Below are 22189 nucleotides of genomic sequence, written 5' to 3'. Positions count from 1 at the left end.
GAAGCGGGGCAGGGCCTGGGTTAAGGTCGTAGGCTGTCCCGTTTCTCTCAGGAATCCCCTTTGCCCGTTTTCTACCTGAGTATCAGCCTGCTGCTGTATCTGCTCGCCCTGTTCTTCGATGGTGCGCTGATGGGCGGCGAGCGTCACATGCCGGCCCTGCAGATGCTGCTGTACGGGCCATGGGGTATGCCATTCGGCTTGTACCAATGGTTCGCCAACCCACTGCTTGCCCTGGCCATCCTTGCCCATCGGCGGTTTCGCCGGCTGGCCTTGCTGGCCGGGCTTGGCGCGGCGTATCTGGCTGCCAGCAGTTTTGGCATCGACCGCTTGCCGGATAATCGCAGCTACGAGTTTCATGACCTTACCGGCTTTGGTGCAGGCTTCTACCTGTGGCTGGCGGCGATGGTGGTGTTTTGCCTTGGGCAAGCCTGGTTTTGCTGGAGGGCGCGAAGGGCTGATGACGTGCCAGGCTGGAACTGGCTTGATGTCGCCTTGATTGCGGCCCTGGGGGTAACGTTGTATGCAGCGACGCAAATGCCATCGCTGCGCTTCGAGCCAGGCAAGGTGTTGATGCCCCCGGAGCAGCCGCAGACGCTTTGAAACCCACAAGGAGGGTTAGCATGATCAAGCATTACCTGGCCGGCCTGGCACTGGCCTGCGTGCTACCGGTAGCGATGGCGGACGATTACACGGCGGCCTACGGGCAGTGCATGGACAAGGCTTCCAGCACCGTGGCCATGAACGCGTGCATCGGGGCCGAAACGCAAGTGCAGGACCAGCGGTTGAACCGGGTGTACAAGCAGTTGATGGGCAAGCTGGATGCCGGGCAGCAGAAGAGCCTGCGGGATGTGCAGCGCAAGTGGCTGGCCTACCGTGATGGCAATTGCCAGTTCCATGTACAGGCCAGTGGCGGGACCCTGGCGCAGTTGGAAGGTGGCACCTGCATGATGGACATGACCCGCGTCCGCGCGGCGGAGCTGGAGCGGGTGCTTAGCCCAGGGCAGTAGCGCCTGTTCGAGCATGATTGGCCCACATTTGCAGGCGCGGGTTTAGCCGCGAACATCGGCTTTGCCGGTGTCATGCACCGCGTTGCCGTCTTCGCGGGTAAACCCGCTCCTACAGGGGACTGGATGGTGCTGGTTCTATTTGCGCGGTTGGCGCAGCGCCCGGGCCTTGAGGTACTCGCGCACTTCCACGGCATCCCCGGCAAACTCGATGCGCTCGGCCTTGGCTGCGCGCTGGTAGGCATACATCGGGTCGTAGTACTCGTTCAGCAAGCCTTCGATCCAGCCCCGGTGCAGGTCTACCGCGCCGCTGCGCCGCTGCTCTTGCAAGGCTTCGCGCAGCATCTCGGACAAGCGCTGATGGCGCTCTCCACCTAAACGCTTGTAGATATTGGCCATGCTCTGCAGCATGCGCTCGGCAAACAACCGGGGACCGTCTTCCTCGCCATGCACGGCCTTGAACTCGGCGCTCAGGTTGACCACGTAGTCGCGCAGGATGCGCTCCACGCGGTTGGTGAAGCTGTCTTCAAGCCACACCAGGGGGTAATGCTGCATGCCTTGGTACAACTCCAGTGGCACCGTGCAACTGCCGACAATGCGGCCTTCATCTTCCAGCACGAACTGCCCGATACCGCGGTCGCGCTTTTTCAGCACGTCGATTGCCAGCTGGTTTTCAAAGTCGATCTGCGCCGGTTGCGCAGTGGCGCGCTTGCCGAAACTGGAGCCGCGATGGTTGGCGTGGCCTTCAAGGTCGAGCACGTTGTCCAGTTGGTGCAGGACATCGGTCTTGCCGGTGCCGGTCAGGCCACCGACCAGTACGAAATCACATTGCTCCACCGCTTGCTGGGTGGTCTCCAGCAGGAAGGTACGCATGGCCTTGTAGCCGCCTTTGACACGCGGGTACTGAATACCCGCCTCATCGCGCAGCCAGCCCTGCACGATCTGCGAACGCAGGCCGCCACGGAAACAGTACAGGTAACCCTCAGGGTGGGTTTTGGCAAACGCCGCCCAGGCCTCCAGACGGGCCTGTTTGGTGGCGCCACTGACCAACTGGTGGCCCAGGGCGATGGCGGCGGCCTGGCCCTGTTGCTTGTAGCAGGTGCCGACCTTCTGCCGCTCCTGGTCGGTCATCAGCGGCAGGTTTACCACCCCAGGGAAGGCGCCTTTGGCGAATTCGACGGGGGCGCGCATGTCCATCATTGGCACGTCGTCGAGGAACAGCTGACGGAAGTCGGTGCAGTCGTGGCGCATCAGATCACCTCGACCGCATGGCTCTGTCGCTCGACCAGCTTGCCGATCGGGGACAGTTTCAGGCCTAGTTCGGCAGCCTCGGCAAGGAACTCGGCTTCACCCTCCGGGGCCACTGCTACCAGCAAACCACCGCTGGTTTGCGGGTCGCACAGCAGATGCTTCTGGTCGTCGCTGAGGGTGCCGATCTTGTGTCCGTAGCTGTCGTAGTTGCGCAGGGTTCCACCGGGGATGCAGCCCTCGGCCAGGTAATGGTCGACGCTAGGCAGGCGTGGCACGGCGGCATAGTCCAGATGCGCGGTCAGGCCGCTGCCTTCGGCCAGCTCGACCAGGTGGCCAAGCAGGCCGAAGCCGGTGACGTCGGTCATGGCCTTGACCCCGTTCAGCTTGCCGAAGCGGCTGCCGGGCGTGTTGAGGGTGCACATCCAGTCGCGGGCCAGGCCCTGGTCCTGCGCGCGCAGCTTGGCCTTTTTCTCGGCAGTGGTGAGGATGCCGATGCCCAGGGGCTTGGTCAGGTACAGCTGGCAGCCTGCGCTGGCGGTGTCGTTGCGTTTGAGATGACGTTTATTGACCACGCCGGTGACGGCCAGGCCAAAGATTGGCTCGGGCGCGTCGATCGAGTGGCCGCCGGCCAGCGGGATACCGGCTTCGGCGCATACCGCACGGCCGCCGCGGATGACTTCGCGGGCGACTTCCGGTGGCAGCACGTTGACCGGCCAGCCAAGGATGGCGATGGCCATCAACGGGTCGCCGCCCATGGCATAGATGTCGCTGATGGCGTTGGTGGCGGCAATGCGGCCGAAGTCGTAAGGGTCATCGACGATCGGCATGAAGAAGTCGGTGGTCGAAACCACGCCGCGCTCGTCGTCCAGCGCGTACACTGCTGCATCGTCGCGCGATGCGTTGCCGACCCACAGTTTCGGGTCCAGGGCCTGGGTGCCGCTTTCGGCGAGGATCACGTCCAGCACCTTGGGGGATATCTTGCAACCACAGCCGGCGCCATGGCTGTACTGGGTCAGGCGAATCGGCTCGCTCATATGCACCTCTGCAGGTCAAATTGTTGCGCGATTGTAGCAAAGCTGGCCTTTGGGCCCTTGCCTCTTATAATTCCCGGTGCCGGCAAATGTGTCGGCACTTCCCCGCTATTGAACCGGAGAACACCCATGCTCAAACGCCCCTTGGCGCTCGCCGCCGGCCTCGTGCTGTCTTGCTGTGCTGTTGTCGTTCAGGCCGCCGAAATCCTGCGGGTCAGCGCCATCCCCGACGAAGCGCCGACCGAACTGCAGCGCAAGTTCAAGCCTTTGGGTGAGTACCTGGCCAAGCAACTGGGCATGGAGGTGAAGTTCGTACCCGTGGCCGACTACCCGGCGGTGGTCGAGTCGCTGGCCGCAGACCGCCTCGACCTGGCCTGGCTGGGGGGCTTCACGTTCGTTCAGGTGCACCTGAAGGACCCGACCGCCACGCCACTGGTACAGCGTGAGCAGGACGCACAGTTCACGTCCAAGTTCATCACCGCCAACCCCGACGTGAAAAGCCTGAGCGATCTGAAGGGCAAGTCGTTTGCCTTCGGTTCCATTTCGTCTACTTCGGGCAGCCTGATGCCGCGTTACTTCATGCTCAAGCAGGACAATATCAAGCCTGAAGATTACTTCAGCCGCGTGGCCTATTCCGGCGCCCACGATGCCACCGTGGCCTGGGTGCAGGCTGGCAAGGTCGAGGGTGGCGTGCTGAACGCCAGCGTGTGGCAGAAGCTGGTGGATGCCGGCAAGGTCGATACCACCAAGGTGAAGGTGTTCGCCACCACCCCGACCTACTTCGACTACAACTGGACCGTGCGCGGCAACATGGACCCGGCGTTGAAACAGAAAATCAAGAAAGCCTTCCTGGACCTTGACCCGAGCAATCCGGAGCACAAGGCCATCCTTGACCTGCAGGCCGCCAGTCGTTTCATCGAGACCAAGCCTGAGAACTACAAGGGCACCGAACAAGCTGCACGCGAGGCCGGCCTGCTCAAGTGACAGCTTCGAATGTGGCAATCCATCTGCACGGTGCCAGCCTGCGCCATGGCCAGGTACGCGCGCTTGATGCGGTGAGCCTGCGTATCGCGCAGGGCGAGCGTGTGGCCATCATCGGGCCGTCGGGAGCGGGCAAGTCCAGCTTGCTGCACCTGATGGCCACGGCCGTTCAGCCCAGCAGTGGGCGCCTTGAGTTGCTTGGCGAGCAGCCTTGGGCACTGTCGGCAAGGGCACGCCAGCGCCTGCGCGCGAGGGTTGGCCTGGTGCATCAGTCGCCGCCTTTGCCACCGCGTCAGCGGGTGGTGACCGCAGTGCTGGCGGGTCGTCTGGGGCAGTGGGGTACGCTGCGCAGTTTGCTCAACCTGCTGTGTCCCAGCGATGTGCCGGGGGCGCGCGAGGCGTTGGCCGAACTGGGCCTGGCCGACAAGCTGTTCGTGCAGTGTGGGCAGTTGTCCGGTGGCCAGTTGCAGCGGGTGGGCATTGCTCGGGCGTTGTACCAGCGGCCGCAGGTGCTGCTGACCGACGAACCGGTATCGGCCATGGACCCGGTGTTGGCTGACCACAGCCTCGCCTTGCTCAATCGCCATGCCCAAGCCACTGGCGTGACGTTGGTGGCGAGCCTGCACGCTGTAGAGCTGGCGCTGGCGCATTTTCCGCGGGTGATTGGTATTCGGGAAGGGCAGGTTGTGTTCGACTGCCCGGCCGAAGTGGTCACCGAGCAACTGCTGGACGCGCTATATGCCAACGAACAACTGGCTCCGCCGCCCACCCAGGGGCCGGCCCTGACCGTGCAGATTCCGCGATGCTGAAGGCCGACGCCCGCGACCCGGCCCTGCTGCCGCGGTTGCTGCTGGCCCTGTTGGCGGTGGCAATACTGTGGCCGGCTATCCAGTCAAGCGAACTGAACCCTGGGGTGCTGCTGCAGGCGGACAACCGTCAGCAGATTGCCAGCTTCACCAGCGCCTTCTGGCCGCCGGCACATGATGCCGATTTTCTTGCTCTATTGTATGAGGCCACCTTGCAGACCCTGGCCGTGGCGACTGCCGGCATGGCGCTGGCGTTGTTGTTGGCGATCCCGGCTGGCTTGCTGGCCAGCCGTGCCTTGTCCTTGCGTGCTGCTTCACGCGGCGGGCGGGCCGGGTTGTGGTCGCGACTGTTGCGCCTGCCGGTGCGCGGGCTGCTGATTTTCCTGCGTAGCGTGCCGGAGATCGTCTGGGCGTTGCTGTTCGTGCGCGCCGTGGGGCTGGGGCCGACGGCGGGCGTACTGGCTATCGCCATCACCTACAGTGGCATGCTCGGCAAGGTTTACGCCGAAATCTTCGAGTCGGTCGACCAGCGCCCGGCGCATGCCTTGTTGCAGGCGGGCAGTGGCCGGCTGGCGGCGTTTTTCTACGGCATCCTGCCCAATGCCGCCAGCGAAGTGGTGTCGTACACCGTCTACCGCTGGGAGTGCGCGGTGCGGGCTTCGGTGGTGATGGGCTTCGTCGGTGCTGGCGGGCTTGGCCAGCAGATCGACCTGTCGATGCGCATGTTTGCGGGTGCGCAAGTGGCAAGCATGCTGTTGACGTTCCTGCTGCTGGTGATCCTGGCCGACCTGCTCAGCCGCCTGCTGCGCTGGAGGCTGGCATGAACCGGGTAATCAACCTGCTGCTGCTGGGCTCCCTCGCGGTAGCGGTGGCGGCCTCGTTCGCATACCTGGAACTGGACTTGCACGCACTGGTCGGCAATGGCGGGCTGGGGCAGATGGGCGAGTACGCCGGGCGCTTCTTGCAGCCGGATCTGTCTACCGGCCACCTCAAGGCAGTGTGGCGCGGGGCGCTGGAAACCCTGGCCATGTCTGGCATGGGCACCTTGTTGGCAATGGTATTGGGAATGTTGCTGGCACTGCCGGCGGCGGGCCGCTTCGGTTGGCCGTTGCAAGGGGCGGCGCGTCTGCTGCTGAATGCCTTGCGTGCCATTCCTGAACTGGTGTGGGCAGCGCTGACTGTGCTGGCGGCCGGGCTCGGGCCGAATGCCGGTACCCTGGCTTTGGCGTTGCACACCGCTGGCGTGCTGGGGCGGCTGTTTGCCGAGGCGCTTGAGAACGCCCCGCCCGAGCCGGCGGCGGCGATCCGTTTGCAGGGGGGCAGCCAGGTGGCGGCGTTCTGCTTTGGCACCCTGCCCAACCTGTGGCCGCAGTTACTGGCCTACAGCTTGTACCGCTGGGAGAACAACATCCGCATGGCCAGCGTGCTCGGGTTCGTCGGGGCGGGTGGGTTGGGGCAGATGCTGTACACCACCTTGAGCCTGTTCCAGGAGGCCCAGGCCAGCACGGTGATCATCGGTATGTTGGTGTTGGTGTTGTTCGTGGATCTGTTGAGTGATGTATTGCGTCAGCGTTATGTACGGGCCTGATGGGTAGGCGGGGTTGCAAGGCATCCCCAAAAATCTCTCAGACGCTTACGGCCTCGGCACACTGCGCCTCCCGCTGCATCGACTCCAGGTTGCGCTCGATCGTCTCGCAGATGGTATCCATCTGGATCTGATGCTCGCTGAACCTGAACGGGCTCTGCAAATCCGTGCCGATGCGCTCGATAGCCAGCAACATGAACCCTACCACCGTCGACGCCAGCGGCGTGAACCAGCCCAGCGACTCCACCAGCCCCACCGGCACGATCAGGCAGAACAGCGTGATGAACAGCCGTGGGAAATACACATAGGGGTAGGGCAGCGGCGTATTGGCAATCCGCTCCATGCCACCCTGGGCGTTAGACAGGTCTACCAGCGTCGACTCCAGTCGCGCCAGGCGAATGCTGTCCAGCCGCCCGGCCTGGTACTCCCGCGCGAGCAAGGCCGCAGAGCCACTGAGGATGTCATTGGCGAAATTGTTCGAGCGGTTGCGCCGTTCGAACTCCGCCGGGGGGATGAAGGCCATCAGTTCCTCCGGGCAGCTTTCGCCTTTCAAGTGCGCCGCCAGGCAGTTCACATAGGCGATATGCCGGCGCAGCAGGGTGGCCTTGACCGGGTTCAGGCCGTCATCCGGGTCATCGATCAGCGTCAGCGTCTGCCGGGCGAAGCTGCGCGAACTGTTCACCAGCGCCCCCCATAGGGTGCGAGCCTCCCACCAGCGGTTGTAGGCGCTGCTGTTGCGAAAACTCACCAGCACCACCAGGGCTGAGCCCAGCAAGGTCAACGGGATCAGTGGCAGGGTGAACTTGCTGTTCAAGAACAGCATGAAATCGAGGGTGACCAGCACATCCCAGATCAGCAGCCAGAACAGCGACCAGCCAATATAGCCGATGGTCTTCACCACCAGGCGGTACTTGCGGGCGATGACGTCTTTCACGCGGGGGCACCTCGAAACGCGGGGGATGCAGGATGGGACGCCGAGGCTCGTCGAAGGTTCGAGGGTTGAATGTTGCAAGGGATTTTGTAGTTGAAACGAAGGGGAAAATCCGACCAGCCTATCAGATGTGCCTGAATTCCTGATTCAGCTCAAAAACGACAGAGTGGGCCGCTTCAATCCTTGAATGGGTGTATCCATAAGGATACGATTGGGTGACCTCTTGATGTTTCTCGTTGAACAGACGGAAAGCTTTGCCGCTTGGCTATCGAGCTTGAGAGATTTGAGGGCCAGGCTGGCGATAGGTCGTAGGCTGGAGCGAGCAGCGGCGGGCAATCTTGGTGACTTCAAGTGGCTTGGAGGCGGTATTGGTGAGCTTCGCATCGACATAGCTGCCGGTTATCGCGTCTATTTCACGCAAAAGGGGCAGAGGTTGGTTTTACTGCTGGTCGGCGGCGACAAGTCCACCCAGGCCGCCGACATCCTCAAAGCCAGAAAGCTGCTGAAGGAGATGAAATGAGCGAAAAATTGATCCCGTTTGATATGGCAGCCTTGTTGAGCAGCGATGAGGCAATCAGTGAATACCTTAGCCAGGTGCTATCAGATGGCGATACCGAGGAAATCATTCGAGCACTTGGCCATATCGCTCGTGCACGGGGCATGACACATATTGCTACGGAGAGTGGGCTGGGTAGAGAAAGCCTGTACAAGGCGCTGAGCCCTGGCGCGAAGCCTCGTTTTGACACTGTATTGAGGGTCATTCGTGCTCTGGGGGTGGACCTTCTCGTTCAGCCGCATGTAATGACCCGCTGATCCAGCTCGGTTAAGCCAGTATTTGCTTCATCTGCACCAACGCTACCCGCGTGCCGTCCCACGCCTGCCGCTCCTCTATGCCGAACGGTGTGAAGCCCAGCTGTGGATAAAGCAGCAGGCCGGCGGTGTTGTGATTGAAGCATGACACCCAAACCTCCCGGGCGCTGTACTGCTGGCGGGCGAGGTCGATCATGGCCGTTACCAGATAACGCGCTACACCAAGGCCGCGGGCGCTGGGGGCCACCACTACGTTGCCCAGGGCACATAGGCCGCCATGTTCGGCTTTGTAGAAATTGGCGAAGGCCAGGACAGCGCCGTTACCTTCCACTACCGTGGAGCCGCTGCGTTGGGCTATGGCGTCGCTCAGCTGGTTGGGGGTGAGGGGGTAGGTGGCTTTGGGGAACATGTAGAACAGTTCGTCCGGGCTCTGCGGGAAGCTGCAGATAACGGGGATGTCTTCTGGCCGGATGGGGCGGTGGGTCAGGTGCATGGCAGGTCCTTCTCGCGTTGGCTGGCAGGGCCTCTCCGCGGGTAAACCCGCTCCCTCAGGTACTGCACAAGGCTCAAATCCTGTGCAGGCCCTGTGGGAGCGGGTTTACCCGCGAAGAGGCCATCAGCCTCACATCATAGGCCGCTTTCCATCCAACACCGCGCCCCGATTCACGGCTTGGCGGCCACCGCCACGTAGCCTTTGACCGCAGCCGGCGCCCTCGGCTTGGCCTTGTGCGCCAACAGGTACTGATAGCGCCGCCATTCCTTGTCGATCTCGTTGAATGACATGAATACGCTGATGCGATCCTTACCGGCCAGGTCCGGGCGCTTGCCGGCGTCGATCTCGCTGGTGGGAATGATGGCGACGTTGATGCCTACCACCTTGCCGTCATCGGCAAACACAGGCCCACCCGACATGCCCTTGGTGATCGGGCCGTCATGTACTGAGTAGAAGACACTGCCAGGCGTACCTTCAAGCCGTACCAGCGACGACAGGGCATGGCCCTTGCCCTGCATCGGCATCATGAAACTGTTGAAGCCCACCGCCGTCACGGCTTCCCCAGGCACGTACTGGCGCCAGTGCGGCACGCTGCTGGCTTTGTGCTTGAAGAACACTACGTCACCGAGGCCCTCGTGGACCACGTTGCGCAGGAAGGGGGTGTGTTTGGCGGTTACAGCGTAATCCTCGTTCCACTGGATGGCGCTGGCCATCAGCAACATGGGCAGCGGGGCACCTGAGGTAACCACGAACGCCTGGCTGTAGACGGGATCTGAAACGTACGACGTTGGCACTCCATTGCACCCACTGAGCAGCATCATTGCCGCCATGCAGGGCGCGATTGTTTTCATGGGACACACATTGCGTGGAGAAAGGGGGGGCGCCACTATGGCGAAGTGCCATTACTCTAACAATACTTTCGGAATATATCTGACGAATGACAGCTTAAGTGCTAGTGCAAGGCGCGGCCAATAGAATGCAGGTATGGGGGGAGGCGTGGGAGTCAGGGGGGCGGCGTCAATGACGGGCGTGAATCGCAGGCACAAAAAAACCGACCGTAAGGTCGGTTTTTTCCGGATTTGGTGCCCCGAGGGAGACTCGAACTCCCACTCCTTTCGAAAACGGATTTTGAATCCGCCGCGTCTACCAATTCCGCCATCAGGGCGTGGCGCGCAGTATAAAGAGGTGCCGCTGGTCGGTCAATCGGCTTTCATGGTCAATTTTCACACATTGGGCTAAACTTCCCGGCCCTGCCGAACCGAACATCATCATGCGCGTCGCCGATTTTTCCTTCGAACTCCCTGATTCCCTGATCGCCCGCCACCCGTTGGCCGAGCGCCATGGCAGCCGTCTGCTGGTGCTCGATGGGCCTACCGGCGCGCTGGCGCACCGGCAATTCCCCGACTTGCTCGACTATCTGCGCCCCGGCGACTTGATGGTGTTCAACAACACCCGGGTGATCCCGGCGCGGTTGTTTGGCCAGAAAGCCTCCGGCGGCAAGCTGGAGGTACTGGTCGAACGCGTGCTCGACAGCCACCGGGTGCTGGCCCATGTGCGCGCCAGCAAGGCGCCCAAGGTAGGCGCGGTCATCCTCATCGATGGCGGTGGCGAGGCCGAAATGGTCGCGCGTCATGACACGCTGTTCGAGCTTCGCTTCACCGAAGAGGTGCTGCCGTTGCTCGACCGTGTCGGCCATATGCCGTTGCCGCCCTATATCGACCGCCCGGACGAGGGCGCCGACCGTGAGCGCTACCAGACCGTGTACGCCCAGCGCGCCGGTGCGGTCGCCGCGCCTACTGCGGGCCTGCACTTTGACGAGGCGCTGCTGGAAAAGATCGCAGCCAAGGGTGTCGAACGCGCCTTCGTCACCCTGCATGTGGGCGCCGGCACCTTCCAGCCGGTGCGGGTCGACAAGATCGAAGACCACCACATGCATAAAGAGTGGCTCGAAGTGGGCCAGGACGTGGTCGATGCCATCGAGGCCTGCCGGGCCCGTGGTGGTCGGGTGATCGCGGTTGGCACCACCAGTGTGCGTTCGCTGGAAAGCGCCGCGCGTGATGGCGTGCTCAAGGCCTTCAGTGGCGACACCGACATCTTCATCTACCCGGGCCGCCCGTTCCATGTGGTCGATGCCCTGGTCACCAACTTCCATCTGCCGGAGTCCACGCTGCTGATGCTGGTCTCGGCTTTCGCCGGCTACCCCGAGACCATGGCTGCCTATGCAGCGGCGGTCGAGCACGGGTACCGCTTCTTCAGTTACGGTGATGCCATGTTCATCACCCGCAATCCGGCGCCACGCGGGCCCGAGGATCAAGCATGAGTCGCACCTGTCGAATGTCCTTCGAACTGCTGGCCACCGACGGCAAGGCCCGTCGTGGTCGCATCACCTTCCCACGTGGCACCGTGGAAACCCCGGCATTCATGCCGGTGGGTACCTATGGCACGGTCAAGGGCATGCTGCCACGCGATATCGAGGCCATCGGCGCCGAGATGATCCTTGGCAACACCTTCCACCTGTGGCTGCGTCCGGGCACCGAGGTGATCAAGAAGCACAACGGTCTGCACGATTTCATGCAGTGGAAAGGCCCGATCCTCACCGACTCCGGTGGTTTCCAGGTGTTCAGCCTGGGTGCCATGCGCAAGATCAAGGAAGAGGGCGTGACCTTCGCCTCGCCAGTCGATGGCTCGAAGGTGTTCATGGGCCCGGAAGAGTCGATGCAGGTGCAGCGTGACCTGGGCTCGGACGTGGTAATGATCTTCGACGAGTGCACCCCGTACCCGGCCGAGCACGATGTGGCACGCACTTCCATGGAGCTGTCGCTGCGCTGGGCCCAGCGCTCGAAGAACGCCCACGCCGACAACACCGCCGCGCTGTTCGGCATTGTCCAGGGTGGCATGTACCAGGACCTGCGCATGCGCTCGCTGGAAGGCCTGGAGAATATCGGTTTCGATGGCCTGGCCATCGGCGGCCTGTCGGTGGGCGAGCCCAAGCACGAAATGATCAAGGTGCTGGATTACCTGCCGGGCCAGATGCCTGCTGACAAACCTCGTTACCTTATGGGGGTAGGCAAACCGGAAGATCTCGTTGAGGGTGTGCGCCGCGGCGTCGACATGTTCGACTGCGTGATGCCGACGCGTAACGCGCGCAACGGTCATCTGTTCGTCGATACAGGGGTGATCAAGATCCGCAACGCGTTCCATCGTCACGATGAATCGCCGCTGGACCCGACCTGTGACTGCTATACCTGCACCAACTTCTCGCGCGCCTATCTCCATCATCTGGACAAATGCGGCGAAATGCTGAGCAGCATGCTGAATACCATCCACAACTTGCGCCATTATCAGCGCTTGATGGCCGGTTTACGCGAGGCTATTCAACAGGGTAAATTGGCCGCCTTTGTCGACGCCTTCTACGCCAAGCGCGGGCTTCCTGTACCGCCCTTGGACTGACTGTCCGCATCCATTATTAGAAAATTACATTAGGAGTGCCCAATGAGCTTCTTCATCCCCGCCGCATACGCGGACGCTGCAGCACCTGCCGCTGGCCCAGCCGGTACCGGCTTCGAGTGGATTTTCCTGGTCGGTTTCCTGGTCATCTTCTACCTGATGATCTGGCGCCCGCAGGCCAAACGCGCGAAAGAGCAGAAGAACCTGCTGAGCAACTTGCAGAAAGGTGACGAAGTTGTCACCAACGGCGGCATCGCCGGCAAGATCGTCAAGGTTTCCGATGATTTCGTGGTGCTGGAAGTATCCGACACTGTCGAACTGAAGTTCCAGAAGGGTGCCATTGCTGCGACCCTGCCAAAAGGTACGCTCAAGGCTATCTGAGTTACCGGTTTTATTTTCCAGTCGGGGCGCGCAACGCGCCCCGCGTCTTGAACGGGCGGCGTGATGCTGAACAAATATCCTCTGTGGAAATATGCACTGATCGTGCTGGTACTGGTGGTCGGTTTCATTTATTCCGCTCCCAACCTCTACCCGGATGACCCGGCGGTACAGATCAGCGGTGCCAGTTCGGCGCTGCAGGTGAATCAGGCCGACCTCGATCGCGTCAGCAAGGCGCTGGTCGATGCCAAGATCGCTGTAAAGGGCGCAAGTCTGGGTGAAAAGGGTAGCGGGCTGATCCGCCTGACCAATCAGGAAGACCAGCTGCCAGCCAAGGATGTAGTGCGCAAGGCACTGGGCGATGATTACGTCGTGGCCCTGAACCTGGCTCAGACTACCCCGCAATGGCTGCGCAACCTGGGCGCAAGCCCGATGAAGCTGGGCCTGGACCTGTCCGGTGGTGTGCACTTCCTGCTGGAAGTGGACATGGACAAGGCCATGACTGCCCGCATGAAAGTCTACGAAGGCGAGGTCAAGACCTTGCTGCGCAAAGAGCGCATCCGCTACCGCAGCCTGCCTCAGCAGGATGGCGGCATCATGCTGGGCTTCGCTGACGATACTGCCCGCGAACAGGCACGTGCCCTGATCCGCAAGAATTTCAATGATTTCGACCTGACCACCACCGAGCGCAACGAGCTTGCGGTGCTGCGTCTGGCGCTGACCCAGGCGAAAGTCGCCGAGATCCGCGAATACTCGATCAAGCAGAACCTCACCACCGTGCGCAACCGCGTGAACGAACTGGGTGTGGCCGAGCCGCTGGTACAGCGCCAGGGCGCCAACCGTATCGTGGTCGAACTGCCAGGTGTGCAGGACACTGCCGAAGCCAAGCGTATCCTTGGTAAAACGGCCAACCTTGAGTTCCGCTTCGGTGCCGAGCCGGGCGCGTCCAAGGCCACCACCGAGGTGTTCGAGTTCCGTGAAGGCGGCCGCTCCGCTGCCGTCGAGCGTGGCCTGATCATCACCGGTGACCAGGTTACCGACGCCCAGGCCAGTTTTGACGAGCATGGTAGCCCGCAGGTGAACATCCGCCTGGATGGTCACGGTGGCGAGCTGATGAGTCGTGCTACCCGTAGCAACGTCGGCCGTAGCATGGCGGTGATCTTCATCGAGCAGAAGCCGGTGACCCGCTACGTCAAGCAGACTGTCGGTGGCGTCGAGAAGGACGTTGCCGTACAAAGTTTTGTGGAAGAGAAGAAAATCATCAGCCTGGCGACCATCCAGTCGCCACTGGGCAGCCAGTTCCGCATCACCGGCCTGAACGGTCAGGGCGAATCGTCGGAGCTGGCACTGCTGCTGCGTGCCGGTGGCCTGGCCGCCCCGATGTACTTCGCTGAAGAGCGTACCATTGGCCCAAGCCTGGGTGCCGACAACATCACCAAGGGTATCGACGCCTCGCTGTGGGGCATGTTGTTTGTCTCTCTGTTCATCATTGCCATCTACCGCGCCTTCGGCGTGCTGGCCACCATCGCCCTGGCGGGCAACATGGTGCTGCTGCTGGCGTTGATGTCGCTGCTGGGGGCGACCCTGACCCTGCCGGGCATCGCTGGCATCGTATTGACCATGGGTATGGCGGTGGACGCCAACGTGCTGATCTTCTCGCGTATTCGCGAAGAGATCGCTGCTGGCATGTCGGTGCAGCGCGCCATTCACGAAGGCTTCAATCGCGCCTACTCGGCAATCGTCGACGCCAACCTGACCACTCTGTTGGTCGGCGGCATCCTGTTCGCCATGGGTACCGGCCCGGTCAAAGGCTTTGCTGTCACCATGTCCCTCGGGATTTTCACCTCGATGTTCACTGCCATCATGGTGACCCGTGCATTGGTCAACCTGACCTGTGGCGGGCGTGACATCAAGAAGCTGTGGGTTTGAGGGAGCTGCGATGAAAACCATCAATTTCATGGGTGTGCGCAAAGTCGCGTTCGCCGTCACCGTGCTCCTCACCGTGCTGGCGCTGTTCAGTTGGTGGCAAAAGGGCCTGAACCTCGGGCTGGACTTCACCGGGGGCACGCTGATCGAGTTGACCTACGAACGCCCGGCCGACGTCAAGGCTGTGCGTGCCGAGCTGGTCAATTCCGGCTTCCACGAAGCCGTGGTTCAGAGCTTCGGTGCTACCACCGACCTGTTGGTACGCATGCCGGGCGACGACCCGATGCTGGGTAACAAGGTGGCCGAAGCCTTGCAAAAGGTTGGCGGCGACAACCCGGCCAAGGTCAAGCGTGTCGAGTTCGTCGGCCCGCAAGTGGGTGAAGAGCTGCGTGACCAGGGCGGCTTGGGCATGCTTCTGGCCCTGGGCGGCATCCTCATCTACCTGGCGTTCCGCTTCCAGTGGAAGTTCGCCGTGGGGGCGATCGTTTCGCTGATCCACGACGTGGTGGTAACGCTGGGTATCCTGTCGTTCTTCCAGATCACCTTTGACCTGACGGTGCTGGCGGCGGTACTGGCGATCATCGGTTACTCGCTGAACGACACCATTGTCGTGTTCGACCGGGTGCGCGAGAACTTCCGCGTGATGCGCAAGGCCTCGTTGATCGAGAACATCAACATTTCCACCACCCAGACCCTGCTGCGTACCGTCGCCACTTCGGTTTCGACCCTGTTGGCCATCGCCTCGTTGCTGTTCTTCGGGGGTGACAACCTGTTCGGGTTCTCACTGGCACTGTTCATTGGTGTCATGGCCGGTACTTACTCGTCGATCTATATCGCCAACGTGGTACTGATCTGGCTGAACCTGAGCAGCGAAGATCTCATTCCGCCGGTCAAGGCCGAGGGTGTGGACGATCGTCCGTAAGTTCTTCGCTGCGCCGCCTGGCGGTGAAAAGGCGCGAGTGTTGAACTCGCGCCTTTTTTTTTGCTCCAAGGCTGGGAGAAGCGCGGGTTCATGCCCGCTGGTACGATCAGGAGGTTCACGTGAATAAATCAATGCTGGTGGGTGCGGTGCTGGGTGCTGTCGGTGTAACTGCCGGAGGTGCTGTGGCGACCTACAGCTTGGTGAACAAAGGCCCTGAAGTCGCCCAGGTGACTGACGTGCAGCCGATCAAGCAGCAGGTGAAAACCCCGCGTGAAGTTTGCAAGGACGTGACTGTGACGCGGCAGGCGCCGGTCAAGGATCAACACCAGATTGCCGGTACCGTAGTCGGTGCGTTGGCAGGTGGTCTGTTGGGTAACCAGATTGGTGGCGGTACCGGCAAGAAGATTGCCACGGTGGCCGGTGCGGTCGGTGGTGGTTATGCGGGTAACAAGGTGCAGGAAGGCATGCAGGAGCGTGATACCTACACAACCACGCAAACCCGCTGCAACACGGTCAACGACATCAGCGAGAAGGTAGTGGGCTACAACGTGACCTATTCCATCGGTGATCAGGTAGGCAAGGTGAAGATGGATCGCGAACCGGGGTCGACCATTCCGTTGGACAAGAATGGCAAGTTGATCCTGAGCGAGGCTGGGCAGTAATTTGCGTTGTCTGTACGGGCCTCTTCGCGGGTAAACCCGCTCCTACAGGGGCATGCGATCCATGTAGGAGCGGGTTTGCCCGCGAAGAGGCCGGCACAGGCCACGCAAAACCACCAAGCACAAAAAAAGCACCTCGAGAGGTGCTTTTTGTTTGCCGGCAATCTGCGCTTAGCGCTTCATGCTTTCTGGCAGGTGTGGCTGGATGGCAGTCAGTACCGCCTTGAAGCACTTGATGTTGCCTGCAACGATGTGGCCTTTGTCGAGGAAGTCGTGGCCGCCGTTGAAGTCGCTCACCAGGCCACCGGCTTCCTGGATCAGCAGCACGCCAGCTGCCATGTCCCATTCGGACAGGCCCGACTCCCAGAAGGCGTCGAAGCGGCCAGCGGCCACGTAGGCCAGGTCCAGGCTGGCGGAGCCGGCGCGGCGGATGCCGGCGGTCTGGCCGGTCAAGGCGCGGAACATGCCCAGGTAGTTGTCCATGTCCGCCATCTGGCCATCACGGAACGGGAAGCCGGTGCCCAGCAGGGCGCCTTCCAGGCTTGTACGCGAGCTGACGCGCAGGCGGCGGCCGTTGAGTTGGGCGCCACGGCCCCGGCTGGCGGTGAATTCTTCCTGGCGAACCGGGTCGACGATCACGGCGTGCTCAAGGCGACCGCGGTACTTGCAGGCGATGCTGACGGCGAAGTGCGGGATGCCGCGCAGGAAGTTGGTGGTGCCGTCCAGCGGATCGATGATCCACAGGTAATCCTTGCCTTCTTCGCCGCTACCCGCGTGCAGACCGGTTTCCTCGCCCTGGATGGAGTGGTTCGGGTAGGCCTTGCGCAGGGCGTTGACGATGCTTTGCTCGGCGGCGCGATCGACTTCGGAAACGTAGTCCTTGGCCTCTTTCTCATCGACCTTGATGCTATCCAGGCGTTCGATGGAGCGGAAAATCAGTTCACTGGCGCTGCGAGCGGCGCGCAGGGCGATATTCAGCATAGGCTGCATGGGCGGGTCACCTGGAGATGTTAAAGAAGAAAGCCGATCATTCTAGCAGAAAACTTTGGCGGCAGAAGTGTCACATTTGCTTTCATGGCGTTACGTCTGTCGGTTCTGTAAGATCGAAGGCCCTGATTCCTGCATCTGTGAGCACAACACCTTGCTGCAAAATATTCGTGTTGTTCTGGTCAATACCAGCCACCCCGGCAACATCGGCGGCGCTGCGCGTGCCATGAAAAACATGGGCTTGTCGCGTCTGGTGCTGGTGCAGCCGAAAGAATTCCCCGCCTTGGATGCCAGTGCCCGTGCCTCGGGCGCCGACGACTTGCTGGATAACGCCCAGGTGGTCGACAGCCTCGAACAGGCGCTGGTCGGCTGCAACCTGGTGATGGGCACCAGCGCCCGCGAGCGCAGCATTCCCTGGCCGTTGATCGGCCCGCGTGAGTGCGGTGCCAAGGCGGTGGAACATGCCAATGGCGGCGAGGAAATCGCCCTGGTGTTCGGGCGCGAACACGCCGGCCTGACCAACGAAGAACTGCAGCGATGTCACTTCCATGTGCACATTCCCTCCAATCCCGACTTCAGCTCGCTGAACCTGGCTGCTGCCGTGCAGGTGCTTTCCTACGAGGTGCGCATGGCCTGGCTGGCTGCCGGCGAGGTGCCGGGCAAAGTCGAGAAGATTGATGCCACTGAGCTGGCGACCATGGATGAAATGGAGCTGTTCTACGACCACCTGGAGAAAACCCTGGTGGGCATTGGCTTCCTCGACCCCGAAAAGCCCAAGCACCTGATGCCGCGCCTGCGCCGGCTGTATGGGCGGGTGGCGGTCGAGCGTTCGGAAATGAGCATTTTGCGCGGCATCCTCACCGAGACCCAGAAAGTGGTCCGGGGCGAGCCGCATAAACGGAAGGACTGACAGATGTTCGAACGCCTGCGTGAAGATATTCAAAGCGTATTCCACCGTGACCCGGCTGCGCGCAATGCCTTCGAGGTGCTCACCTGCTACCCCGGCATGCATGCCATCTGGCTGCACCGCCTGGGCAATGCCCTGTGGAGGCGTGATTTCAAATGGCTGGCCCGGCTGGTGTCGAATTTCGGCCGCTGGCTGACCGGTATCGAAATCCACCCGGGCGCCACCATTGGCCGGCGCTTTTTCATCGACCACGGTATGGGCATCGTCATTGGCGAAACCGCCGAGATCGGCGATGACGTCACCCTGTACCAGGGCGTGACGCTCGGTGGCACCAGCTGGAACAAAGGCAAACGCCACCCCACCTTGGAGAACGGCGTGGTGGTAGGGGCGGGTGCCAAGGTCCTGGGGCCTTTCACCGTCGGCGCCGGGGCCAAGATCGGTTCCAATGCGGTGGTCACAAAGGCAGTGCCGGCTGGGGCTACGGCGGTAGGCATTCCAGGGCGGATCATCGTCAAGAGCGAGGACACTGAAGTCGAAGCCAAGCGTAAGGCAATGGCCGAGAAGATCGGCTTTGACGCCTACGGTGTCAGCGGCGACATGCCCGACCCGGTGGCGCGGGCCATCGGCCAGATGCTCGATCATCTGCAGGCCGTCGACGAACGGTTGGAGGGTATGTGTGGCGCGCTGACCAAGATGGGCAGTGACTATTGTGCCAAAGAACTGCCGGCCTTGCCGGAGGACGACTTCACCGAGGTTGCTCAGGTGGCCCAGCGCGACACTCAGTCGCATTGATCGCGCCGTGCTGAAATCATGTTGACATGCGGGCGTGTGCTCACGCCCCTCGTCTGCTACAATCGCGCCCGCCTCCCTGATGCAAACCCGACTAAAGCAGTAGGTCTAATAGTTGACTTAAATGCTCGGGAATCGCATACTCGCACACATCCCGAAACTCCCGTGGTACCCAATAGCCATGCGACTGACTACCAAAGGCCGATACGCTGTGACCGCCATGCTCGATCTGGCGTTGCACGCGAAGCATGGGCCGGTGTCTTTGGCCGATATTTCCGAGCGCCAGGGCATTTCCCTCTCTTATCTGGAGCAGCTGTTCGCCAAGCTGCGCCGCAGCAGCCTGGTTTCCAGCGTGCGCGGTCCGGGCGGTGGCTACCAGCTGTCGCGGGGCATGGAAACCATCCAGGTGGCCCAGGTCATCGATGCGGTCAACGAATCGGTCGATGCCACCCGTTGCCAGGGCCTCGGGGACTGCCATGCCGGTGATACCTGCCTGACCCACCACCTGTGGTGCGACCTCAGCCAGCAGATCCATGAATTCCTCAGCGGTATAAGCCTGGCCGACCTCGTCAAGCGCCGTGATGTGCAGGAAGTCGCCCAGCGCCAGGACCTGCGGCGTGTCGCAGGACGAACCGCCCAGCTGGACAAGATTGAGACGTCTGCCGTCGATTGACCCCCTGGGACGACGAGCGACGCCACCGCCTGATAGGAGAGACAAATGAAGTTGCCGATCTACCTCGATTACTCTGCGACCACTCCGGTCGACCCACGCGTGGCCCAGAAGATGGCCGATTGCTTGCTGGTCGACGGAAACTTCGGTAACCCGGCCTCGCGCTCCCACGTCTTTGGCTGGAAAGCCGAGGAAGCGGTGGAAAACGGTCGCCGCCAGGTTGCCGAGCTGATCAATGCCGATCCGCGCGAAATCGTCTGGACCAGCGGTGCCACCGAGTCCGACAACCTCGCACTCAAAGGTGTCGCGCACTTCTATCAGACCAAGGGCAAGCACATCATTACCTCCAAGATCGAGCACAAGGCGGTCCTGGATACCGCTCGCCAGCTGGAGCGTGAAGGTTTTGAGGTCACCTACCTGGAACCGGGCGAAGACGGTATCGTCACCCCGGCCATGGTAGAGGCGGTGCTGCGCGACGACACCATCCTGGTCTCGCTGATGCATGTGAACAACGAAGTCGGCTCGATCAACGACATTGCCGCCATCGGTGAACTGACCCGTTCGCGCGGCGTGCTGTTCCATGTCGACGCCGCCCAGTCGGCCGGCAAGGTCGAAATCGACCTGCAAAAGCTGAAGGTCGACCTGATGTCGTTCTCGGCGCACAAGGTCTATGGCCCGAAAGGCATCGGCGCACTGTACGTCAGCCGCAAGCCGCGTGTACGCCTGGAAGCCATCATTCACGGCGGCGGTCATGAGCGCGGCATGCGTTCGGGCACCTTGCCGACCCACCAGATCGTCGGCATGGGCGAAGCCTTCGCCATTGCCAAGCAGGAAATGGTTGCAGAAAACGCACGCATCAAGGCCCTTAGCGACCGCTTCTTCAAGCAGGTCTCGAACCTTGAAGAGCTGTACGTCAATGGCAGCCAGACTGCACGTGTACCGCACAACCTGAACCTGAGCTTCAACTACGTCGAAGGCGAATCGCTGCTGATGTCGCTGAAAGACATCGCTGTATCGTCCGGTTCGGCCTGTACCTCCGCGTCGCTCGAGCCGTCCTACGTACTGCGTGCTCTGGGCCGCAACGACGAGCTGGCGCACAGCTCGATCCGCTTCTCCTTCGGCCGTTTCACCACCGAAGAAGAAGTCGACTACGCCGCGCAGAAAGTCTGCGAGGCTGTCAACAAATTGCGTGAACTGTCGCCGCTGTGGGATATGTACAAAGACGGCGTTGACATCTCCAAGATCGAGTGGGCCGCCCACTAAGCAGTCGCCGGCAAGAGCGGCTCCCTGATGAGGAAGGAATTGCACCATGGCATACAGTGAAAAGGTCATCGACCACTACGAAAACCCGCGCAACGTCGGCAAGATGAATGCCGAAGACCCGGATGTCGGCACCGGCATGGTCGGCGCCCCGGCCTGCGGTGACGTGATGCGCCTGCAGATCAAGGTCAACGAGCAGGGCGTTATCGAAGACGCCAAGTTCAAGACCTACGGCTGCGGTTCGGCCATCGCCTCCAGCTCCCTCGCCACCGAGTGGATGAAGGGCAAGACCCTGGACGAGGCCGAAACCATCAAGAACACCCAACTGGCCGAAGAACTGGCGTTGCCGCCGGTCAAGATCCACTGCTCGGTACTCGCCGAGGATGCCATCAAGGCAGCCGTACGCGACTACAAGCAGAAGAAAGGCTTGATCTAAGTCGCCTGTTGCAAGGTAAGGAGTTCTGATGGCTATCAGCATGACAGAAGCCGCCGCCAACCACATTCGCCGCTCCCTCGACGGGCGCGGCAAAGGTGAGGGCATTCGCCTGGGCGTGCGCACCACCGGTTGCTCGGGTCTGGCCTACGTGCTGGAATTCGTCGACGAACTGGCGGACGAAGACCAGGTGTTCGAGAACCATGGCGTCAAGGTGATCATCGATCCCAAGAGCCTGGTCTACCTCGATGGCACCGAGCTGGATTTCGTCAAGGAAGGGTTGAACGAAGGCTTCAAGTTCAACAACCCCAACGTGCGCGGTGAGTGTGGCTGCGGCGAAAGCTTCAACGTTTGAGGCTGGCTGTGGGTACTCCTTGTCATTACGCATTGTTTGACCTCCAGCCAAGCTTCCGTCTGGATCTCGACAAGCTGGCCACTCGCTATCGCGAGCTGGCCCGCGAAGTCCATCCTGACCGCTTTGCCGACGCCTCCGAGCGTGAGCAGCGTATAGCGCTGGAAAAATCCGCGGCCCTCAACGACGCTTACCAGACGCTGCGCAGTGCGCCGCGTCGCGCGCGCTATCTGCTGGCCATCAGCGGCCACGAAGTGCCCCAGGAAGTCACGGTCCACGACCCTGACTTCCTGCTGCAGCAGATGCAGTGGCGTGAAGAGCTCGAAGAACTGCAGGATGAAGCCGACCTTGACGGTGTCGGCGTGTTCAAGAAGCGCCTGAAGGCCGCCCAGGACACGCTGAATGAGGACTTTGCCGGCTGCTGGGATGCCCCGGGCGAGCGCGACAAGGCTGAACGCCTGATGCGCCGCATGCAGTTCCTCGACAAGCTCGCCCAAGAAGTGCGCCAACTGGAAGAGCGCCTCGACGATTAACCCCGGTGCTGCCCGTGATGGCACCTAAGGTATT

Annotated in this window: 27 protein-coding genes and 1 tRNA gene; 21 read left to right on the top strand and 7 right to left on the bottom strand. The window is 61.6% G+C overall.

The window, feature by feature from the left end:
• Positions 1 to 60: 60 nt before the first annotated feature.
• Both ACF8GF_RS03000 and ACF8GF_RS02995 read left to right on the top strand, forming a co-directional pair.
• Positions 61 to 600: a hypothetical protein gene (locus ACF8GF_RS03000; RefSeq protein ID WP_176685516.1), complete on the top strand. Its 540-nt coding sequence runs from the start codon at positions 61 to 63 to the stop codon at positions 598 to 600.
• Between the two features lie 20 nt (positions 601 to 620).
• On the top strand, positions 621 to 1007 hold the full coding sequence (locus tag ACF8GF_RS02995; protein ID WP_392487627.1) for a lysozyme inhibitor LprI family protein: 387 nt from the start codon (positions 621 to 623) through the stop codon (positions 1005 to 1007).
• Positions 1008 to 1142: 135 nt separating this feature from the next.
• On the opposite strand, the gene mnmH is transcribed toward ACF8GF_RS02995, so the two are convergent.
• The gene (gene mnmH / locus ACF8GF_RS02990) at positions 1143 to 2255 is read right to left on the bottom strand and encodes a tRNA 2-selenouridine(34) synthase MnmH (RefSeq protein ID WP_392487626.1); all 1113 of its coding nucleotides are present in this window, start codon (positions 2253 to 2255) and stop codon (positions 1143 to 1145) included.
• Complete coding sequence (gene selD, locus ACF8GF_RS02985; RefSeq protein ID WP_209967943.1) at positions 2255 to 3289, bottom strand: selenide, water dikinase SelD; 1035 nt, start codon at positions 3287 to 3289, stop codon at positions 2255 to 2257. Before selD ends, mnmH begins: the two co-directional genes overlap by 1 nt.
• Positions 3290 to 3415: 126 nt before the next feature.
• On the opposite strand from selD, the gene ACF8GF_RS02980 reads away from it, so the two are divergent.
• From ACF8GF_RS02980 to phnE, 4 genes are read left to right on the top strand one after another with little or no spacing between them, the layout of a single operon-like run.
• Positions 3416 to 4270, top strand: a complete 855-nt coding sequence (locus ACF8GF_RS02980) for a putative selenate ABC transporter substrate-binding protein (RefSeq protein WP_392487625.1) — start codon at positions 3416 to 3418, stop codon at positions 4268 to 4270.
• Positions 4267 to 5076, top strand: coding sequence for an ATP-binding cassette domain-containing protein (locus ACF8GF_RS02975; protein WP_176685521.1), 810 nt, complete (start codon positions 4267 to 4269; stop codon positions 5074 to 5076). Before ACF8GF_RS02980 ends, ACF8GF_RS02975 begins: the two co-directional genes overlap by 4 nt.
• Positions 5070 to 5897: an ABC transporter permease gene (locus ACF8GF_RS02970; protein ID WP_176685522.1), complete on the top strand. Its 828-nt coding sequence runs from the start codon at positions 5070 to 5072 to the stop codon at positions 5895 to 5897. Before ACF8GF_RS02975 ends, ACF8GF_RS02970 begins: the two co-directional genes overlap by 7 nt.
• On the top strand, positions 5894 to 6661 hold the full coding sequence (gene phnE, locus ACF8GF_RS02965) for a phosphonate ABC transporter, permease protein PhnE (RefSeq protein ID WP_176685523.1): 768 nt from the start codon (positions 5894 to 5896) through the stop codon (positions 6659 to 6661). Before ACF8GF_RS02970 ends, phnE begins: the two co-directional genes overlap by 4 nt.
• A 37-nt stretch (positions 6662 to 6698) precedes the next feature.
• On the opposite strand, the gene ACF8GF_RS02960 is transcribed toward phnE, so the two are convergent.
• On the bottom strand, positions 6699 to 7592 hold the full coding sequence (locus ACF8GF_RS02960) for a bestrophin family ion channel (protein WP_176685524.1): 894 nt from the start codon (positions 7590 to 7592) through the stop codon (positions 6699 to 6701).
• Positions 7593 to 7815: 223 nt separating this feature from the next.
• On the opposite strand from ACF8GF_RS02960, the gene ACF8GF_RS02955 reads away from it, so the two are divergent.
• Together ACF8GF_RS02955 and ACF8GF_RS02950 are read left to right on the top strand one after the other, a co-directional pair.
• Positions 7816 to 8109 (top strand): type II toxin-antitoxin system RelE/ParE family toxin, encoded by a 294-nt coding sequence (locus ACF8GF_RS02955; RefSeq protein ID WP_176685538.1) that lies wholly within the window; start codon positions 7816 to 7818, stop codon positions 8107 to 8109.
• A complete protein-coding gene (locus ACF8GF_RS02950) occupies positions 8106 to 8402 on the top strand; it encodes an addiction module antidote protein (protein ID WP_176685525.1) in 297 nt (98 codons plus the stop codon). The genes ACF8GF_RS02955 and ACF8GF_RS02950 overlap by 4 nt, the downstream gene beginning before the upstream one ends.
• Positions 8403 to 8412: 10 nt before the next feature.
• Here ACF8GF_RS02950 and ACF8GF_RS02945 read toward each other — a convergent pair whose 3' ends face one another.
• The 3 genes from ACF8GF_RS02945 to ACF8GF_RS02935 all read right to left on the bottom strand — a co-directional run bounded on the left by ACF8GF_RS02945 (position 8413) and on the right by ACF8GF_RS02935 (position 10057).
• A complete protein-coding gene (locus tag ACF8GF_RS02945) occupies positions 8413 to 8892 on the bottom strand; it encodes a GNAT family N-acetyltransferase (RefSeq protein ID WP_176685526.1) in 480 nt (159 codons plus the stop codon).
• Positions 8893 to 9062: 170 nt separating this feature from the next.
• Positions 9063 to 9710 carry a trypsin-like peptidase domain-containing protein gene (locus ACF8GF_RS02940; RefSeq protein ID WP_176685539.1) on the bottom strand — a complete coding sequence of 216 codons (648 nt, stop codon included), beginning with the start codon at positions 9708 to 9710 and terminating at the stop codon, positions 9063 to 9065.
• 262 nt (positions 9711 to 9972) lie between these two features.
• Positions 9973 to 10057 (bottom strand) — tRNA-Leu (locus tag ACF8GF_RS02935).
• A gap of 105 nt (positions 10058 to 10162) precedes the next feature.
• Here ACF8GF_RS02935 and queA point away from each other — a divergent pair.
• From queA to ACF8GF_RS02905, 6 genes are all read left to right on the top strand, one after another.
• Positions 10163 to 11212, top strand: coding sequence for a tRNA preQ1(34) S-adenosylmethionine ribosyltransferase-isomerase QueA (gene queA, locus ACF8GF_RS02930; protein ID WP_021781763.1), 1050 nt, complete (start codon positions 10163 to 10165; stop codon positions 11210 to 11212).
• Between the two features lie 14 nt (positions 11213 to 11226).
• Positions 11227 to 12342, top strand: coding sequence for a tRNA guanosine(34) transglycosylase Tgt (gene tgt, locus ACF8GF_RS02925; protein WP_014589748.1), 1116 nt, complete (start codon positions 11227 to 11229; stop codon positions 12340 to 12342).
• 42 nt (positions 12343 to 12384) lie between these two features.
• Positions 12385 to 12720 carry a preprotein translocase subunit YajC gene (yajC, locus tag ACF8GF_RS02920; RefSeq protein ID WP_003248556.1) on the top strand — a complete coding sequence of 112 codons (336 nt, stop codon included), beginning with the start codon at positions 12385 to 12387 and terminating at the stop codon, positions 12718 to 12720.
• A gap of 63 nt (positions 12721 to 12783) precedes the next feature.
• The gene (gene secD, locus ACF8GF_RS02915; RefSeq protein ID WP_209967932.1) at positions 12784 to 14646 is read left to right on the top strand and encodes a protein translocase subunit SecD; all 1863 of its coding nucleotides are present in this window, start codon (positions 12784 to 12786) and stop codon (positions 14644 to 14646) included.
• Positions 14647 to 14656: 10 nt separating this feature from the next.
• On the top strand, positions 14657 to 15565 hold the full coding sequence (gene secF / locus ACF8GF_RS02910) for a protein translocase subunit SecF (protein ID WP_176685528.1): 909 nt from the start codon (positions 14657 to 14659) through the stop codon (positions 15563 to 15565).
• Between the two features lie 119 nt (positions 15566 to 15684).
• A complete protein-coding gene (locus ACF8GF_RS02905; RefSeq protein ID WP_010952063.1) occupies positions 15685 to 16227 on the top strand; it encodes a glycine zipper 2TM domain-containing protein in 543 nt (180 codons plus the stop codon).
• A 168-nt stretch (positions 16228 to 16395) separates the two neighbouring features.
• On the opposite strand, the gene suhB is transcribed toward ACF8GF_RS02905, so the two are convergent.
• A complete protein-coding gene (gene suhB, locus ACF8GF_RS02900) occupies positions 16396 to 17214 on the bottom strand; it encodes an inositol-phosphate phosphatase (protein ID WP_003248548.1) in 819 nt (272 codons plus the stop codon).
• Between the two features lie 151 nt (positions 17215 to 17365).
• On the opposite strand from suhB, the gene trmJ reads away from it, so the two are divergent.
• The 7 genes from trmJ (at position 17366) to hscB (ending at position 22155) form a co-directional block, all read left to right on the top strand.
• Complete coding sequence (gene trmJ / locus ACF8GF_RS02895; RefSeq protein ID WP_176685529.1) at positions 17366 to 18121, top strand: tRNA (cytosine(32)/uridine(32)-2'-O)-methyltransferase TrmJ; 756 nt, start codon at positions 17366 to 17368, stop codon at positions 18119 to 18121.
• 3 nt (positions 18122 to 18124) lie between these two features.
• Positions 18125 to 18910 (top strand): serine O-acetyltransferase, encoded by a 786-nt coding sequence (gene cysE, locus ACF8GF_RS02890; RefSeq protein ID WP_176685530.1) that lies wholly within the window; start codon positions 18125 to 18127, stop codon positions 18908 to 18910.
• Between the two features lie 178 nt (positions 18911 to 19088).
• Entirely contained in the window at positions 19089 to 19580 is a 492-nt protein-coding gene (iscR, locus tag ACF8GF_RS02885) for a Fe-S cluster assembly transcriptional regulator IscR (protein WP_003248542.1), read from the top strand.
• A 45-nt stretch (positions 19581 to 19625) separates the two neighbouring features.
• Complete coding sequence (locus ACF8GF_RS02880; protein WP_003248541.1) at positions 19626 to 20840, top strand: IscS subfamily cysteine desulfurase; 1215 nt, start codon at positions 19626 to 19628, stop codon at positions 20838 to 20840.
• A gap of 46 nt (positions 20841 to 20886) precedes the next feature.
• Positions 20887 to 21273, top strand: a complete 387-nt coding sequence (gene iscU / locus ACF8GF_RS02875; protein ID WP_003248539.1) for a Fe-S cluster assembly scaffold IscU — start codon at positions 20887 to 20889, stop codon at positions 21271 to 21273.
• A 28-nt stretch (positions 21274 to 21301) separates the two neighbouring features.
• On the top strand, positions 21302 to 21625 hold the full coding sequence (gene iscA / locus ACF8GF_RS02870; RefSeq protein ID WP_003248536.1) for an iron-sulfur cluster assembly protein IscA: 324 nt from the start codon (positions 21302 to 21304) through the stop codon (positions 21623 to 21625).
• Positions 21626 to 21633: 8 nt separating this feature from the next.
• Positions 21634 to 22155, top strand: a complete 522-nt coding sequence (gene hscB / locus ACF8GF_RS02865) for a co-chaperone HscB (protein WP_010952065.1) — start codon at positions 21634 to 21636, stop codon at positions 22153 to 22155.
• Positions 22156 to 22189: the final 34 nt, after the last annotated feature.

Origin of the sequence: Pseudomonas sp. yb_5 (assembly GCF_043103865.1) — a bacterium.
In the GTDB taxonomy this organism is placed as follows: Bacteria; Pseudomonadota; Gammaproteobacteria; order Pseudomonadales; family Pseudomonadaceae; genus Aquipseudomonas; species Aquipseudomonas putida_Y.
Note: the sequence above shows the minus strand (reverse complement) of the source record. Positions and strands in the feature narration are given on the sequence as shown.